Source organism: Pseudomonas sp. St290 (genome assembly GCF_018325805.1).
Lineage (GTDB): Bacteria > Pseudomonadota > Gammaproteobacteria > Pseudomonadales > Pseudomonadaceae > Aquipseudomonas > Aquipseudomonas bijieensis.
This window is the reverse complement of record NZ_AP014703.1, coordinates 2860883-2876445: the sequence shown is the minus strand read 5'-3', so window position 1 is coordinate 2876445 and position 15563 is coordinate 2860883. Positions and strand designations below refer to the sequence as shown.

Annotated in this window: 15 protein-coding genes; 10 read left to right on the top strand and 5 right to left on the bottom strand. The window is 60.4% G+C overall.

Annotation, left to right across the window (positions count from 1 at the left end; translation table 11 throughout):
- The first annotated feature begins 18 nt into the window (after window positions 1–18).
- The 6 genes from PBDP_RS12715 to fabI are packed head-to-tail and all read left to right on the top strand — an operon-like array spanning window position 19 to window position 8229.
- Window positions 19–1851, top strand: a complete 1833-nt coding sequence (locus PBDP_RS12715; protein WP_109756033.1) for an extracellular solute-binding protein — start codon at window positions 19–21, stop codon at window positions 1849–1851.
- Complete coding sequence (locus PBDP_RS12710) at window positions 1848–3704, top strand: extracellular solute-binding protein (protein WP_109756032.1); 1857 nt, start codon at window positions 1848–1850, stop codon at window positions 3702–3704. The genes PBDP_RS12715 and PBDP_RS12710 overlap by 4 nt, the downstream gene beginning before the upstream one ends.
- A gap of 4 nt (window positions 3705–3708) precedes the next feature.
- Window positions 3709–4782, top strand: coding sequence for a microcin C ABC transporter permease YejB (locus PBDP_RS12705; protein ID WP_092198160.1), 1074 nt, complete (start codon window positions 3709–3711; stop codon window positions 4780–4782).
- A gap of 1 nt (window position 4783) precedes the next feature.
- Window positions 4784–5803: an ABC transporter permease gene (locus PBDP_RS12700; RefSeq protein WP_109756031.1), complete on the top strand. Its 1020-nt coding sequence runs from the start codon at window positions 4784–4786 to the stop codon at window positions 5801–5803.
- A gap of 1 nt (window position 5804) precedes the next feature.
- Window positions 5805–7415 (top strand): ABC transporter ATP-binding protein, encoded by a 1611-nt coding sequence (locus tag PBDP_RS12695; protein WP_212802326.1) that lies wholly within the window; start codon window positions 5805–5807, stop codon window positions 7413–7415.
- Between the two features lie 19 nt (window positions 7416–7434).
- Window positions 7435–8229 (top strand): enoyl-ACP reductase FabI, encoded by a 795-nt coding sequence (fabI, locus tag PBDP_RS12690; RefSeq protein WP_053153864.1) that lies wholly within the window; start codon window positions 7435–7437, stop codon window positions 8227–8229.
- A gap of 93 nt (window positions 8230–8322) precedes the next feature.
- On the opposite strand, the gene PBDP_RS12685 is transcribed toward fabI, so the two are convergent.
- The 3 genes from PBDP_RS12685 to PBDP_RS12675 all read right to left on the bottom strand — a co-directional run bounded on the left by PBDP_RS12685 (window position 8323) and on the right by PBDP_RS12675 (window position 10732).
- Window positions 8323–8736: a hypothetical protein gene (locus tag PBDP_RS12685; RefSeq protein ID WP_146206888.1), complete on the bottom strand. Its 414-nt coding sequence runs from the start codon at window positions 8734–8736 to the stop codon at window positions 8323–8325.
- Window positions 8737–8743: 7 nt separating this feature from the next.
- Window positions 8744–9565, bottom strand: a complete 822-nt coding sequence (locus PBDP_RS12680; protein WP_109756028.1) for a lipid II-degrading bacteriocin — start codon at window positions 9563–9565, stop codon at window positions 8744–8746.
- 204 nt (window positions 9566–9769) lie between these two features.
- Window positions 9770–10732 (bottom strand): GGDEF domain-containing protein, encoded by a 963-nt coding sequence (locus PBDP_RS12675; protein ID WP_116832173.1) that lies wholly within the window; start codon window positions 10730–10732, stop codon window positions 9770–9772.
- A gap of 137 nt (window positions 10733–10869) precedes the next feature.
- Here PBDP_RS12675 and PBDP_RS12670 point away from each other — a divergent pair, with 137 nt between their 5' ends.
- Window positions 10870–11694 (top strand): helix-turn-helix transcriptional regulator, encoded by an 825-nt coding sequence (locus PBDP_RS12670; RefSeq protein ID WP_109756026.1) that lies wholly within the window; start codon window positions 10870–10872, stop codon window positions 11692–11694.
- 23 nt (window positions 11695–11717) lie between these two features.
- Here the strand turns inward: PBDP_RS12670 and PBDP_RS12665 are convergent, their stop codons facing one another.
- Both PBDP_RS12665 and PBDP_RS12660 read right to left on the bottom strand, forming a co-directional pair.
- Window positions 11718–12305 (bottom strand): LysE family translocator, encoded by a 588-nt coding sequence (locus PBDP_RS12665; protein WP_109756025.1) that lies wholly within the window; start codon window positions 12303–12305, stop codon window positions 11718–11720.
- Window positions 12306–12459: 154 nt separating this feature from the next.
- Window positions 12460–12948, bottom strand: coding sequence for a hypothetical protein (locus PBDP_RS12660; RefSeq protein ID WP_212802325.1), 489 nt, complete (start codon window positions 12946–12948; stop codon window positions 12460–12462).
- Between the two features lie 145 nt (window positions 12949–13093).
- Between PBDP_RS12660 and PBDP_RS12655 the strand changes: the two genes are divergently transcribed.
- The 3 genes from PBDP_RS12655 (at window position 13094) to PBDP_RS12645 (ending at window position 15504) form a co-directional block, all read left to right on the top strand.
- Window positions 13094–14176 (top strand): bifunctional transcriptional activator/DNA repair enzyme AdaA, encoded by a 1083-nt coding sequence (locus PBDP_RS12655; protein ID WP_212802324.1) that lies wholly within the window; start codon window positions 13094–13096, stop codon window positions 14174–14176.
- 23 nt (window positions 14177–14199) lie between these two features.
- A complete protein-coding gene (locus PBDP_RS12650; RefSeq protein WP_212802323.1) occupies window positions 14200–14814 on the top strand; it encodes a DNA-3-methyladenine glycosylase family protein in 615 nt (204 codons plus the stop codon).
- Window positions 14815–15015: 201 nt separating this feature from the next.
- On the top strand, window positions 15016–15504 hold the full coding sequence (locus PBDP_RS12645; RefSeq protein ID WP_212802322.1) for a GFA family protein: 489 nt from the start codon (window positions 15016–15018) through the stop codon (window positions 15502–15504).
- Window positions 15505–15563 lie beyond the last annotated feature (59 nt).

Sequence of the window (15563 nt, the reverse complement as noted above, 5' to 3'; positions counted from 1 at the left end):
CTGGTTCGGATCTCAGATTTGACACGTCCCCTCCTCCTGCTCCTGATCAGCCTGGCCTTGAGCTTCCCCGCCAGCGCAACCATCAGCGAAAGCCATGGCTATGCGCAGTTCGGCACGCTCAAGTATCCGGCCAGGTTCACCCACTTCGACTGGGTCAACCCGCAAGCGCCCAAGGGCGGAGTCTTGCGGGTCATGGCATTCGGCACCTTCGATACGCTCAACCCCTATACATTCAAGGGCAGCAGCCCGGTTTCCACGCCTAATTTCCTGCAATACGGCATCAATGAGCTGAACGAACCGTTGATGGTCGGCACCGGCCAATACGCCCCGTCCGGCGATGAGCCGACGTCCAGCTATGGCCTGATCGCCCAATCGGTGGAATACAGCGAAGACCGCAGTTGGGTGGTGTTCAACCTGCGACCCGAAGCACGGTTTCACGATGGCGTGCCGATCACCGCCTATGACGTGGCGTTCTCCTACAGGACGCTGCTCAAGGAAGGCCATCCGCAATACCGCACCAACCTGCAGGAAGTGCTGCGGGTCGACATTCTCAACCCGCTGAAAATCCGCTTTGTCTTCAAGCGTGCGGGCAATCCGTTGCTGATCCTGCGCCTGGGCGAACTGCCGGTGTTGCCCCAGCACTACTGGAAAGACCGCGACTTCAAGGCGACGACCTTCGACCCGCCCCTGGGCAGCGGACCTTATCGCATCACCAAAGTACAGCCAGGCCGCCAACTGGTGTTCGAACGGGTCAAGGATTACTGGGGGAAGGACCTGCCAGTCAATCGCGGCAAATACAACGTCGACCGCATGGACGTGGAGTTCTATCGCGACAGCGAAGTGGCCTTCGAAGCCTTCAAGGCTGGCGAGTTCGATATCTACATCGAACACCAGGCCAAAAACTGGGCCAACGGCTATGACTTCCCGGCGATCAAGCGTGGCGACGTGATCAAGGCCCAGATTCCCCACCAGATCCCGACCCAGACCCAGGGCCTGTTCATGAACACTCGGCGCGCTACGTTTGCCGAGGTCAAGGTGCGTGAAGCCCTGGGGCTGATGTTCGATTTCGAGTGGACCAACCGCACCCTGTTCAGCGGCGCCTACAAGCGCACCCTCAGTTACTACCCCAACAGCGAATTCTCCGCTACCGGCCTACCGGTGGGCCACGAATGGCTGTTGCTCAAGCCCTACCGGGAACAACTGCCGGCCAAACTGCTCACCGAACCCTTCAGCTTGCCCAGGACCGATGGGCGCGGCATTCCCCGGGAAACCCTGCGCAAAGCCTTGGGGTTATTGAAGGAAGCCGGCTGGACCCTCAACGGCCAACGCCTGCTGAACGCCGACAGCCAGCCCCTGAGTTTCGAAATCCTGCTGGTGAACCCGAACCTGGAGCGCATCCTGCAACCCTACGTCGAGAACCTCGCCAGCATCGGCATCCAGGCCCGGCTGCGCACGGTGGACCGCGCCCAGTACAAGCAGCGCCTGGACCAGTTCGACTTCGACATGATCCTGCTGACCTTGAACCAGACCCTCAGCCCGGGCCTTGAGCAATGGCAGTACTTCCACTCCAGCCAGGTCGGGGTCAAGGGCAGCAAGAACTACGCCGGGATCGCCAACCCGGTGGTCGACCATCTGCTGGAAAAGCTGCTCGCCGCCCAGACCCGCGACGAACAGGTCGCCGCCGGCAAGGCCCTGGATCGCGTGCTGCTGTGGCAGCATTACTGCATTCCCAACTGGTATCTCAATTATCATCGCCTGGCGTACCGCAACCGGTTCGCCTTCGTCACCACGCCGCCCTACACCCTGGGCCTGAGCGCATGGTGGCTGAAATCTTCGGAGAAAGATCAATGAAGCCTTTGCGCGCCCTGCTCCTGCAGGCCAGCAGCCTGTTATTCGCCGGGCTGGCCTGTGCCGCGCCACAGCATGCCGTGACCTTGTACAACGAGCCACCGAAATACCCGGCCGACTTCAAGCATTTCGACTACGTCAACCCGGACGCACCCAAGGGCGGCGTGTTTCGCCAGGGCGGCTTCGGTGGCTTCGACAGCCTCAACCCGTTCATCAGCAAAGGCGTGCCCGCCGATGACATTGGCTTGATCTACGACACCCTGGCCAAGCAGGGCCTGGACGAACCGTTCACCGAATATGGCCTGATCGCCGAAAAAATCGAGAAAGCCCCGGACAATGGCTGGGTGCGCTTCTACCTGCGCCCCGAAGCTCGCTTCAACGACGGCCATCCGGTGCGCGCCGAAGACGTGGTCTTCAGCTTCCAGACCCTGACCAAGGACGGCGCACCGATGTTTCGCGGCTATTACAACGACGTCGCCGAAGTCATCGCCGAAGAACCGCTCAAGGTGCTGTTCAAATTCAAGCACACCAATAACCGCGAGCTGCCGCTGATCCTCGGCCAACTGCCGGTATTGCCGAAACACTGGTGGGCCGAGCGCGACTTCAGCAAGGGCAACCTGGAGATCCCCCTGGGCAGCGGTCCCTACAAGGTCACCGAAGTGAAGGCCGGTCGCTCGATCCGTTATGAACGGGTGAAGGACTACTGGGGCAAGGACTTACCGGTCAATCGCGGCTTCTACAATTTCGACGTGCTGGTCACCGACTACTATCGCGACAACACCGTCGCGGTCGAGGCCTTGAAAGCCGGGCAATTCGATTTCTGGCTGGAAATGACCGCCAAGAACTGGGCCAATGCCTACAACATCCCGGCCGTGACCGAAGGCCGGTTGATCAAGGAACAGATTCCCAACGGCAACCCCACTGGCATGCAGGGCTTCGTCTACAACCTGCGCCGTCCGATCTTCCAGGATGTGCGGGTGCGCAAGGCCTTGAGCCTGTTGCTGGATTTCGAGTGGACCAACAAGCAACTGTTCAACGGCGCCTATGCCCGTACCCGCAGCTACTTCGAGAATTCGGAAATGGCCGCCACCGGCCTGCCCGGCGAAGACGAGTTGAAAATTCTCGAGCCCCTGCGCGGCAAGATTCCCGAGCAGGTCTTCACCGAAGCCTTCCAGCCTTCGGTGTGCGACGGCAGCGGCATGCTCCGCGACCAGCAGCGCAAGGCTTATCAATTGCTGCAAGAAGCCGGCTGGCGCATCGTTAACGACAAAATGGTCGATGCCCAAGGCAAACCGGTGGTGCTGGAATTCCTGCTGGCCCAGACCGAGTTCGAGCGGGTGCTGCTGCCGTTCAAGCGCAACCTGAGCGACCTGGGCATCGAGCTGGTCATCCGTCGGGTAGACGTGTCCCAGTACATCAACCGCGTACGCTCCAGGGATTTCGACCTGGTGGTGGGCAGCTTCCCGCAATCCAGCTCGCCGGGGAATGAACAACGCGAATTCTGGATGTCCGCCGCCGCGGACAAACCCGGCAGTCGCAACACCATGGGCCTGAAGGACCCGGCCGTGGACCAACTGGTGGAACAACTGATCAACGCCGATTCGCGCAAGAGCCTGGTGGCCCACGCCCGGGCACTGGACCGGGTTCTGCAATGGGGCTACTACGTGATCCCCAACTGGCACATCAAGACCTGGCGCGTGGCCTACTGGAATCACATCGGTCACCCGAAAATCACGCCGACCTATGACATCGGCACCACGACCTGGTGGGTCAAGCCGGACACCAAGCCTGCCATCGAAGTAGAGAAACAAGTCATGGAACAACAGATCAACGCTGCCCCCGCGAGCGTGGAGTAACCCGATGCTGGCTTATATCTTCCGGCGACTGCTGCTGATCATCCCGACGCTGTTCGGCATCCTGTTGATCAACTTCGTCATCATCCAGGCCGCGCCCGGCGGGCCGGTGGAACAGATGATCGCCAAGCTCGAAGGCTTCGAAGGCGCCACCAGCCGCATTGCCGGCGGCGGCGCCGAAGTTTCGGTGGCGGGTTCCTCCTATCGCGGCGCCCAAGGCCTGGACCCGGGACTGGTCAAGGAAATCGAGCGCATGTACGGCTTTGACAAGTCGGCGCCCGAACGCCTGTGGATCATGATCAAGAACTACGCCCACCTGGACTTCGGCGACAGTTTCTTCCGCGATGCCAAGGTCATCGACCTGATCAAGGAAAAGATGCCAGTGTCCATCTCCCTCGGGTTGTGGAGCACGCTGATCATGTACCTGGTGTCGATCCCGCTGGGGATCGCCAAGGCTACGCGACACGGTAGCCATTTCGACGTGTGGACCAGCTCGGCAATCATCGTTGGCTACGCGATCCCATCGTTCCTGTTTGCCATCCTGCTGATCGTGGTGTTTGCCGGCGGCAGTTATTTCGACTGGTTCCCGTTGCGCGGGCTGACCTCCAACAACTTCGACGAATTGAGCATGGGCGGCAAGATCCTCGACTACTTCTGGCACCTGGCCCTGCCCGTGACCGCCCTGGTGATCGGTAACTTTGCCACCATGACCCTGCTGACCAAGAACAGCTTCCTCGACGAAATCAACAAGCAATACGTAGTCACCGCCAAGGCCAAGGGCCTGACTCGCCATCGGGTGCTCTACGGCCACGTCTTCCGCAACGCCATGCTGCTGGTGATTGCCGGCTTCCCTTCGGCGTTCATCGGGATCTTCTTTACCGGCTCGCTGCTGGTGGAAGTGATCTTCTCCCTCGACGGCCTGGGCCTGATGAGTTTCGAAGCGGCGATCAACCGCGACTACCCGGTGGTATTCGGCACCCTGTTCATCTTCACCCTGCTGGGGCTGGTGGTGAAACTGATCGGCGACTTGACCTACACCTTTGTCGATCCGCGCATCGACTTCGAAAGCCGGGAGCATTGAGATGAACCTGTCTCCTCTCAATCGCCGCCGTTTCGAACTGTTCAAGGCCAACAAGCGAGGCTGGTGGTCGCTGTGGCTGTTTTTGATCCTGTTCGGGCTGAGCCTGGGCGCCGAGTTGATCGCCAACGACAAGCCACTGGTGGTGCATTACGACGACGGCTGGTACTTCCCGGCCCTCAAGCGTTACCCGGAAACCACGTTCGGCGGCGAATTCCCCCTGGAAGCCAACTACAAGAGCCCGTATATCCGTGAACTGCTGGCCGCCAAGGACGCCTGGGTACTGTGGGCGCCGATTCCGTTCAGCTACCAGAGCATCAACTACGACCTGAAGGTCCCGGCCCCGGCACCACCCTCCTCCGTAAACTGGCTGGGCACCGACGACCAGGGGCGCGATGTCCTGGCCCGGGTCATCTATGGCTTCCGCATCTCGGTGCTGTTCGCCCTGACCCTGACACTGCTCAGCTCGATCATCGGCGTGATCGCCGGTGCCTTGCAGGGCTTCTATGGCGGCTGGGTCGACTTGGCCGGCCAGCGCTTCCTGGAGATCTGGTCCGGGCTGCCGGTGCTGTACCTGCTGATCATCCTGGCCAGTTTCGTCCAGCCGAATTTCTGGTGGCTGCTGGGCATCATGCTGCTGTTCTCGTGGATGAGCCTGGTGGACGTGGTCCGCGCCGAGTTCCTGCGCGGGCGCAACCTGGAGTACGTGCGCGCCGCGCGGGCGTTGGGCATGCAGAACGGCGCCATCATGTTCCGTCACATCCTGCCCAATGCCATGGTCTCGACCATGACCTTCATGCCGTTCATCCTCACCGGTGCCATTGGCACCCTAACCGCCCTGGATTTCCTCGGTTTCGGCCTGCCGCCGGGCGCGCCGTCCCTGGGCGAGCTGGTGGCCCAGGGCAAATCCAACCTCCAGGCGCCGTGGCTGGGCATCAGCGCGTTCGCCGTGCTGGCCCTGATGCTGAGCCTGCTGGTGTTCATCGGCGAGTCCGCTCGCGATGCCTTCGATCCGAGGAAGTGAAATGAACCAGGACAATCTGATCGAAGTGCGCGACCTGGCGGTAGAGTTCATTGTCGGCGATCGCCGCCAGCGCGTGGTCGAGGCGGTCAGCTTCGATATCAAGCGCGGCGAAACCCTGGCCCTGGTGGGTGAAAGCGGCTCGGGCAAATCGGTCACCGCCCACTCGATCCTGCGTTTGCTGCCCTACCCGCTGGCCCATCACCCGACCGGGACCATCCAGTACGCCGGCCAGGATTTGCTGGGGCTGAAAGAAAAAACCATCCGCCACATCCGTGGCAACCGGATCGCGATGATTTTCCAGGAGCCGATGACCTCCCTCAATCCGCTGCACTCCATTGAAAAGCAGATCAATGAAGTGCTCGGCATCCACAAGGGTTTGAGCGGCAAGGTCGCGACCCGCCGGACTCTTGAGTTGCTGGAGCTGGTCGGCATTCCCGAACCGCACAAGCGCCTGAAGGCCCTGCCCCATGAATTGTCCGGTGGCCAGCGCCAGCGGGTGATGATCGCCATGGCCCTGGCCAACGAGCCGGAATTGCTGATCGCCGACGAGCCGACGACCGCCCTGGACGTCACCGTCCAGCTGAAAATCCTCCAATTGCTCAAGGAACTGCAGGCACGACTAGGCATGTCGCTGCTACTGATCAGCCACGATTTGAACCTGGTGCGAAGAATTGCCCACCGCGTATGTGTCATGCAGCGCGGTTGCATCGTCGAACAGGCGTCGTGCGAAGAGTTGTTCCGCGCGCCGCAGCATCCGTACACTCGGGAACTGCTCGGCGCCGAACCCAGCGGCACCCCGGCAACCAATGTGGTCGGCCAGCCGCTGTTGCAGGTCGAGGACTTGAAAGTCTGGTTCCCGATCAAGAAAGGTCTGTTCAAACGCACGGTAGACTACATCAAGGCCGTGGACGGGATCCGTTTCAGCCTGCCCCAGGGCCAGACCCTGGGCATCGTCGGCGAAAGCGGCTCCGGCAAGTCCACCCTGGGCCTGGCGATCTTGCGGTTGATCGGCAGCCAGGGCGGGATCCGCTTTGAAGGCAAACAGCTCGATAGCCTGACGCAGCAACAGGTCCGGCCGCTGCGGCGGGAGATGCAAGTGGTGTTTCAGGACCCGTTCGGTAGCCTGAGCCCACGGATGTGTGTAAGCCAGATCGTCGGCGAAGGCCTGCGGATCCACAAGATCGGCACCGCAGCCGAACAGGAACAAGCGATAATCGCGGCATTGAAGGAGGTAGGCCTGGATCCGGAGACCCGGAACCGCTACCCCCATGAATTTTCCGGAGGGCAGCGCCAGCGTATCGCCATTGCCCGGGCCCTGGTGCTCAAGCCGGCGTTGATTTTGCTGGATGAGCCGACGTCGGCCCTGGACCGTACCGTGCAACGCCAGGTGGTGGAGCTGTTACGGTCGCTGCAAACCAAGTACAACCTGACGTACCTGTTTATCAGCCATGACCTGGCTGTCGTCAAAGCGCTGAGCCACCAACTGATGGTGGTCAAGCATGGCCAAGTGGTCGAACAAGGTGATGCCCGCAGCATATTCGCCGCGCCGCAACACCCCTATACACAGCAGTTGCTGGAGGCCGCCTTCCTGGCCCCAACGACTGCCGAATAACCTGAAAGAGGAGCAACACATGGGTTTTCTCGCCGGTAAGCGCGTACTGATCGTCGGTGTCGCCAGCAAGCTGTCCATCGCATCCGGCATCGCCGCCGCCATGCATCGCGAGGGCGCTGAGCTTGCCTTCACTTATCAGAACGACAAACTGAAAGGTCGTGTCGAAGAGTTCGCGCAAGGCTGGGGTTCGAGCCCTGAGCTGTGCTTCCCGTGCGACGTGGCCAGCGATGAAGAAATCGCCAAGGTCTTCGAAGAACTGAGCAAGAAGTGGGACGGCCTGGACTGCATCGTGCACTCCGTGGGCTTCGCCCCGGGCGACCAACTGGACGGCGACTTCACCGAAGCCACCACCCGCGAAGGTTTCCGCATTGCCCACGACATCAGCGCCTACAGCTTCGTCGCCCTGGCCAAGGCCGGTCGCGAAATGATGAAGGGCCGCAACGGCAGCCTGCTGACCCTGTCGTACCTGGGCGCCGAGCGCACCATGCCGAACTACAACGTCATGGGCATGGCCAAGGCTTCCCTGGAAGCCGGCGTGCGTTACCTGGCCGGTTCCCTGGGCCCGGAAGGCACCCGCGTCAACGCCGTATCGGCCGGCCCGATCCGCACCCTCGCCGCTTCCGGCATCAAGAACTTCCGCAAGATGCTGGCCGCCAACGAAGCGCAAACCCCGCTGCGTCGCAACGTCACCATCGAAGAAGTCGGCAACGCCGGCGCCTTCCTGTGCTCGGACCTGGCCTCGGGCATCAGCGGTGAAATCATGTACGTGGACGGTGGTTTCAACACCACCGCCATGGGCAACATCGAAGAGTAATCTTCACGGGGCGTCCCGGCAGCAATGAAATAATGGGTGCCCGGTTTTGACAAAAAGAAGCGCCGCCTGCCTGGTAAAAGGCAAGCGGCGTTTTTATTTCGACCTTTCGGGAGCGCCTAACAGCACCAAAGCAAAGGAAAGCGAAAACAACAGCGCCGCGACTACCCCAGAGACGGTGTCATAAGTGTAAATCACCGAGATTAACGCACCCATGAGTGACGTTAAAGAAAGAGGAGTATTCGTAAGTACATACAACCCCATGCGCAAACTGAAAGGTTGATGGTTCAGAAACGCCTGGATAACACTGCCCAATCCTGTTAGCGCCACTGACGTAGCCGTCAGTATGATTAATATGACAAGGTACATCGCAACAGATGAAATACCTTGGGTATCGTTGAGATCTTCAGGATTCTCCACTGCACCGTCTGTGGCAAAGAAGAATAACATTGCACACGCCACTAATACGCAAACAACAGCGACTCCCAATCCTTGCGCACTGCGTTTCATACCCTGATCACCTTGAAAAATTAATGGGTAGCTCACCCGTAATTCGAATTTCATAATCCTGCGCTCTGGCAACTCTTCCTACTTCACGCAGGGCAGTCGTCGCTCCCTCGTCAAACGCTGCACGATGGCTGCTGGCATTCGCGTCATATCGATCTGAGTAGGCCTTGACGGTACCGGCGAATTTGAGATTACCAGAGGTATACCGAATGACTTCACCCTTAATCTGAAGCGTAATGTTTCCAAGGTAAATTCTTGCGACGTTCGAATCCTGGGCCGTCGAGTAAGGGACCTTCAGATTGATGGTAGTTACCCCCACTCCCGCAGTATTGATAATCGCCATCAAATCGGGAATTTTGTTCGGTGTTGGGCTGATACCTACTCTGTCGAGCCGAACGCTGGCAGGCTTGCCCTTGCCAAGTAACCAATGGCCAAAAGCCCTGAACGGAGTAAAGACGCCGCCGGAGAACTCCTGCTCAATTGCCATGTCTTGTGTGTTGGTGATTTTGGCTCCCTCCTTTATCCCGAGCCTCCAAGCATCCGCAGTGTTGAGGTTTGGATTCTTCAGCATTAATAGATCAGCACCATGTGCAACCTTTAAATCGCCAATAATAAAGCCGTCAAGTCCGTACCGAACAGGTCGATTGTTACGCATTTCTTGTAAATGACGTTGTAGCATTTGAGGCCAGTGACCCCGCTCGTAAGCCACGTTCCGCTCTTGGATCATTTGTCCAACCATTGCCATTGAGAAAGGAGCTGGCGCACCTCCTCTTCCACGCGAAGTGCCATATTCATCGGGATAAACAAATGTCGGGGGCAGTTCAATATTCATATGAGTACCAGTCAAGTCTAGTCATTCATAACGCTGTAGTTATGAGCCTGCATCAAATGATGCAAAGTCTCATTCTGCGTACATTCCGCCCCCTCGTGCGGTACATATATATAGCGTTACGCTGGTCCACCTATGTCATTGTTTACGAAACCTGTACCTATACCTCCAAGAATAGAAAAAGCCATGCTTGAGTACCAAGCAGTCCTACTGCCGTAGCGCCTGCTTGTGCACATACATCGCCGCATCGGCGTCAGCCAGCAGGTTGTCGATTGACCGATGGCGCTGGGCGTCGTACTCGATCTGGCCGACGCTGAACCGAATGTCGTATCCACGCTGCAACATCGCATTGCGCTCATCGAGGATTTCCTTGAGCCGCGCCATGATTGCCGCGGTCTCGACATGGGAAGAACCGGTGAGCAACGCCACGAACTCATCACCGCCCAGGCGACCGATCACATCACTCTCGCGAAAGGCGATACGCAGCACATCGGCGAAGGTTTTCAGCGCGCTGTCACCCTCCGCATGCCCATAACGGTCATTGATCGGCTTGAAGTCGTTGAGGTCGAAGTACAGCAGCGTCGCCGGGCGCAACAAGCGATCACACACATTCAACGCATGCTGGGCCAACGTCCTGAAGCCGCGCCGATTGGACAGCAGCGTCAGTTCGTCCATGCTCGCCATCTGCACCGCGACCATTTCCTGCTCGGCCATGCGCGCCAGGTCGCGCAATAGTTCGCGTTCCTCATCATTGAGCTTGCGCGGCCGGGTGTCGAGCAGGCACAACGTGCCGAGCTTGCTGCCATCCTCCAGCTCGAGCGGATGCCCGGCGTAGAAACGAATGCCAGGCGCGTCCGTGACCAGTGGGTTGTCGTGGAAGCGCTCGTCCTGCTCCGCATCGCAGATCTCCAGGATCCGATCCTGCAGAATCGCATGCCCACAGAAGGAAATCTCCCGTGGGGTCTCGCTGATGTCCAAGCCGGCGCTGGATTTGAACCACTGCCGGTTGGCGTCTATCAGTGACACCAGCGCGATAGGCACGTCAAACAGACGGCGGGCAAGGCGGGTCAGGCGGTCAAACCGTTCTTCGGGTGCGGTATCAAGCAGTTTGAGCGAGTGCAGATTCTTGAGGCGAGCGGCTTCGTCGTCCGGTTTGCGTGGCGCAAGCATCGGGAACTCCATTGGCGGGACTTCATGAAGTCTAGTCCAGGACCCCTGCCGTTCAAATCGAACGGCTAAATCCAACGGGCATTTGTCGGCCAGGGCTAATACACTGCCACCCAGGTTCAAGACGAGGACGCCGACCGATGAAGCACGCCCCCCACGACGCCGCCCCTCGCTTCTGGCGCGACGCGGCCCTGCCCTTCATCGAAGCCCGGGCCATCGACGACGGGCGCAAGGTCTGCTATTCGCGCCATTCCCATGACCATTTTTCCATCGGCGCGATCACCGCCGGGCGCAGCACATACATTCACGAACAGTCGAATTTCCAGGTGGAGAGCGGCACGGTGGTGCTGATGAACCCCGGCGACGTCCATGCGTGCAATCCGATCGACGATCAGCCATGGTCCTACCTGATGCTGTACGTCGACATCCAGTGGCTTCGGGACCTGCAGCGTCGTATCGGCTTTGACGAAAACCTGGATTTCCAGGGCTTCGCCACCACCCACAGTCGCGATGTGGAGCTGTTTGCCGCCTTGGGACGGCTGTATGAGCAATTGGTGGACGAGCAGCTCGACGCGACCAGCAAGCACGCCGCCGCCGAGGCGTTTTTCATTGACCTGCAACTACGGCTCAACCCTGCCGGCCGCCCAGACCGGGGCAGCCATCCCGGCCTGATGCGTGCGGCACAGTTTATCCACGACCACTGCAGCGAAGCCTTGAAACTCGAGGACATCTGCATTGCCGCGCAACTGTCGCCGTCTTACCTGAGCCGAGCCTTCAAGCGCCATTACGGGATGACGCCCCACGCCTTCCTGGTCAACCGCCGGATCCAGTTTGCCCGACGCCAGTTGCGTGAAGGCAAGCTGATCGCTGACGTGGCGCTGGACAGCGGGTTTGCCGACCAGGCGCATTTCCAGCGCGCCTTCAAGCAACACCTGGCGGCTACGCCCGGCCAGTATCGCGGCTGAATCACACTTGCGTTCGGCCCCACTCAAGGCAACAACAGATACACCGCACTGGCCACCAACAACACCGCCATCGCCCGGTTGAACAGACGCATGGTCGCCGGGTTACCCAGCCAGGTGCGCAGAAAACTCCCGGCGTAGGCCCAGCAGCCCACCGAGACGTAGCAGATCACCAGGTAGATCGCCGCAAACTGCCACACCAGCCGCGCCTCGCCATCGGCCACGAATGCCCCCATCCCCGCCACGCAGGCCAGCCACGCCTTGGGGTTGAGCCATTGCATCAGCGCGCCATAGAACATCGAAGGCGCCCGCCCATCCTCTTCGTCGCCCAGGTGCCCGTTATCCATCGCCAGTTTCCAGGCCATGAACAATAGAAACCCCACGCCGCCCAGTTGCACCACCCGCGTGAGCCCAGGCCAGCGTTGCAGCACTTCATGCAACCCCAGCCCCATCAGTACCAGCAGCAAGACAAAGCCCAGGGTCGCACCGCCCACATGGCGCAAGGTGGCGCGAAACCCGTACCGCGCCCCGGAGCTGAGGGCCACGATGTTGACCGGTCCCGGCGTGATGGAGGCGACCAGGGCAAACGCCGCCATGGAAAATATCAGACTCATCGCATACCTTCTTTCATGTCTGTGAGGTGGCGATCAGGGTAAGTGGCCCGTTACGGCGGGTATTGAAGAAAACTGCCTAATGAGGAAAAAGCAAAACCCTCGCCCACAAAAAAGCCGCGACACCTCGATCAGGCATCGCGGCTTGTTCAGGCGATCAGCGATCGTTCTTGGTCGAAGAGCTGGTCGCGTTGGTCAGGCCCTTGGTGTTATGGGTACCCGGAGTAGCGGTGGAAATCGCCGAAGCCTTGGTCAGGCCGCGCGTATCACGGTCCTTGGCGATGCTCGAGGTCAGCGAAGCCTTGCTGGTACGGTCAGTTCGGGTGGTGCCGGCGTGCTTGCCGCTCAGGCCATGATCACGGGTACGAGTGCCGGCGTGGTCGCTGGCCAAGCCTTTGCCAAGGCCGCTGGAGTCGCCGGACTTGTCGTGGCCCTGGCCACCGCCGATACCGCCGCCAATGCCACCGCCGTGGCCACCGCCATTACCGCCGCCGTTTCCTCCACCATTACCGCCACCACCACCGTTACCACCGCCTGCGGCGTAGCTCGAACCGATAGGCGACAGGTCGGCAGGCAGCAAGGCCGAGGCACCCAGCGCCAAGGCACAGACAGCAACGGCAATGAGGGATTTCTTATGTTTGGACATGATGTCTCCGAAAGACAAAAACAACGGCTGAACCCTTAAGACTCAGAGGTTCAATTTTTGTTCGTGAGCATCCGACCAAGTGCGCGGGGAATTCACTGTCGATTTTTCGGTGGAGTCATGGCGGGCACGGTTCTATGCTCGGCCCATGAACCTACAAGACTCGCTGCTCCCGCCCCATGCCGAGATGATCCGCGCCATGCTCGAACGCGACACCGCCTACGAGGGGGTGTTCTTCACCGCGGTCAAGACCACCGGCATTTTCTGTCGCCCCAGTTGCACGGCGCGCAAGCCGAAACCGGAGAACGTGGAGTTCTTCGCCCATGCCGATGAAGCCCTGTCGGCCGGCTACCGGGCCTGCCTGCGTTGCAAGCCACTGGACGCCGCGGCCATCGCGCCGGACTGGATCCAGGCCCTGCTCAAGGCTGTAGACGCCGAGCCAGACCTGCGCTGGACCGACGCCCTGCTGCTGGAGCAAGGCATTGAACCGCTGAAATTGCGCCGCTGGTTCAAGCAACATTTCGGCATGACCTTCCACGCCTACCTGCGCACCCGCCGCTTGGGCATTGCCCTGGGCGGCATCAAGGAAGGCACCTCCATCGACAATGCCGCGTTCGATTCCGGTTATGAGTCATTGAGCGGTTTTCGTGACGCCTTCGTGAAATCCTTTCATATCACACCGGGTCGCGCGGCCCTCAGCGAACCCTTGCTGTTCACCCGCCTGACCACACCGTTAGGCCCCATGCTGGCCATGGCCGAACGACGGGGCCTGGTGCTGCTGGAATTCCTCGACCGCCCGGCCCTGACCAAGGAGTTGGAAGAGCTGCAACAACGCTACGGCTACACCGTTGCGCCGGGCCACAACGCGCATTTGCAACAGATCGAAACCGAACTGGCCGAGTATTTCGCCGGCAAGCTCACGGTATTCAGGGTTCCTCTGCACATGCCTGGCAGCGCCTTCGCCGTACGGGTCTGGGCTGAACTGCAAAAGATTCCCTACGGCGAAACCCGCAGCTATGGCGGCATCGCCACGGCCCTGGGCAGCCCCGGCGCCAGCCGCGCCGTGGGCCTGGCCAATGGGCAGAATCGCCTGGCCATCGTCATTCCCTGTCACCGAGTGATCGGTGCCGATGGCTCGCTGACCGGCTATGGTGGCGGACAACCGCGCAAGGCATTTCTGCTGCGGCTGGAAAAAGCCGCGGTGCAGGTTTCACTGCCCCTGGCATTTTGAGCGCTCCGGAGTACGAACACCTGATGCCTGTGCCCTACCACGACGCCAGTGTCTTCCTGGCAGGCCTGGACAAAGACTGGCGACGCCATGTCGAAGCGATCGGCCCTTGCCTGCTGCTGCCCAAGCCAGCCCGCGAACCCTATGAAGCCCTGGTGCGGGCGATTGCCTACCAGCAGCTGCACGCCAAGGCCGGCGATGCGATTCTGGGGCGGTTGCTGGCGTTGTTCCCGGCGCAGACCTTCCCCAGGCCCGAGCAGATCCTGGCGACAGACACCGCGCAGCTGCGCGCCTGTGGGTTTTCCGCCAGCAAGATCGCGACGATCCAGGGCATCGCCCAAGCGGCGCTGGACGGGGTGGTGCCGGATTACGCCACCGCACGGGCGATGGAAGACGAAGCGTTGATCGAGCGCCTGGTCAGCTTGCGCGGCGTCGGGCGCTGGACCGTGGAAATGCTACTGATCTACAGCCTGGAACGACCCGACATCCTGCCGGCCGATGACTTCGGCGTACGCGAAGGTTATCGCCGACTAAAAGGGTTGGAGCAACAGCCCAGCCGCAAGCAAATGGTCGAGAACGGACGGGCGTGGAGCCCTTATCGAACGGTGGCGGCGTGGTATTTGTGGCGAGTGCCCAGGTAATGTTGGCTGTACCGACGTCTTCGCGAGCAAGCCCGCTCCCACACTGACCGAGAGCGGGCAGAACATTTGCGACCGACACAAACTCCCTGTGGGAGCGGGCTTGCTCGCGAAGGCGGTCGCATGGTCACTCTCAATTCAACGATCAAGACACCGACCGTCTAGGCTGTCCGGAGTCATTCCAATCCCCAATTGGAGGTTCCCATGCAGCTAGAAGGTTCCTGTCACTGCGGCGCGGTGTCGTTCACCCTCGACAGCGCTCATCCCTACCCCTACCAGCGCTGCTACTGCTCGATCTGTCGCAAGACCCAGGGTGGCGGCGGTTTTGCGATCAATCTGGGGGGCGATGCCCGAAGCCTGAAGGTGCGCGGGCGCAAGCACATCTCGATCTATCATGCGCGGCTCAAGGACGAAGGCGATAAACGCGCCCACCGCAGCAGTGCCGAACGGCATTTCTGTGCCCTGTGCGGTTCGGGGCTCTGGCTATTCAGCCCTGAATGGCCGGAACTGGTTCACCCCTTTGCCTCAGCCATCGACACGCCATTGCCGGTGCCGCCGGAGCACACCCACCTGATGCTCGGCTCCAAGGCACCATGGGTGGAAGTCGAGGCGCATCCTGGCGATCAGCGGTTCGAGGTCTACCCCAAGGAGTCGATTGCCCAGTGGCATGAGCGCCTGGGACTGACCGGTTAAGAGGCAGAGCTGCAAACGGCCCTATCGCGAGCAGGCTCGCTCCCACATTTGATCTTCAG

Coding starts and splice junctions, on each gene's coding strand:
- PBDP_RS12695 (WP_212802326.1), top strand. CDS start 5,805: ATGAACCAGGACAATCTGATCGAAGTGCGCGACCTGGCGGTAGAGTTC.
- PBDP_RS12645 (WP_212802322.1), top strand. CDS start 15,016: ATGCAGCTAGAAGGTTCCTGTCACTGCGGCGCGGTGTCGTTCACCCTC.
- PBDP_RS12660 (WP_212802325.1), bottom strand. CDS start 12,948: ATGTCCAAACATAAGAAATCCCTCATTGCCGTTGCTGTCTGTGCCTTG.
- PBDP_RS12710 (WP_109756032.1), top strand. CDS start 1,848: ATGAAGCCTTTGCGCGCCCTGCTCCTGCAGGCCAGCAGCCTGTTATTC.
- PBDP_RS12700 (WP_109756031.1), top strand. CDS start 4,784: ATGAACCTGTCTCCTCTCAATCGCCGCCGTTTCGAACTGTTCAAGGCC.
- PBDP_RS12705 (WP_092198160.1), top strand. CDS start 3,709: ATGCTGGCTTATATCTTCCGGCGACTGCTGCTGATCATCCCGACGCTG.
- PBDP_RS12680 (WP_109756028.1), bottom strand. CDS start 9,565: ATGAATATTGAACTGCCCCCGACATTTGTTTATCCCGATGAATATGGC.
- PBDP_RS12665 (WP_109756025.1), bottom strand. CDS start 12,305: ATGAGTCTGATATTTTCCATGGCGGCGTTTGCCCTGGTCGCCTCCATC.
- PBDP_RS12675 (WP_116832173.1), bottom strand. CDS start 10,732: ATGCTTGCGCCACGCAAACCGGACGACGAAGCCGCTCGCCTCAAGAAT.
- PBDP_RS12655 (WP_212802324.1), top strand. CDS start 13,094: ATGAACCTACAAGACTCGCTGCTCCCGCCCCATGCCGAGATGATCCGC.
- fabI (WP_053153864.1), top strand. CDS start 7,435: ATGGGTTTTCTCGCCGGTAAGCGCGTACTGATCGTCGGTGTCGCCAGC.
- PBDP_RS12685 (WP_146206888.1), bottom strand. CDS start 8,736: ATGAAACGCAGTGCGCAAGGATTGGGAGTCGCTGTTGTTTGCGTATTA.
- PBDP_RS12650 (WP_212802323.1), top strand. CDS start 14,200: ATGCCTGTGCCCTACCACGACGCCAGTGTCTTCCTGGCAGGCCTGGAC.
- PBDP_RS12670 (WP_109756026.1), top strand. CDS start 10,870: ATGAAGCACGCCCCCCACGACGCCGCCCCTCGCTTCTGGCGCGACGCG.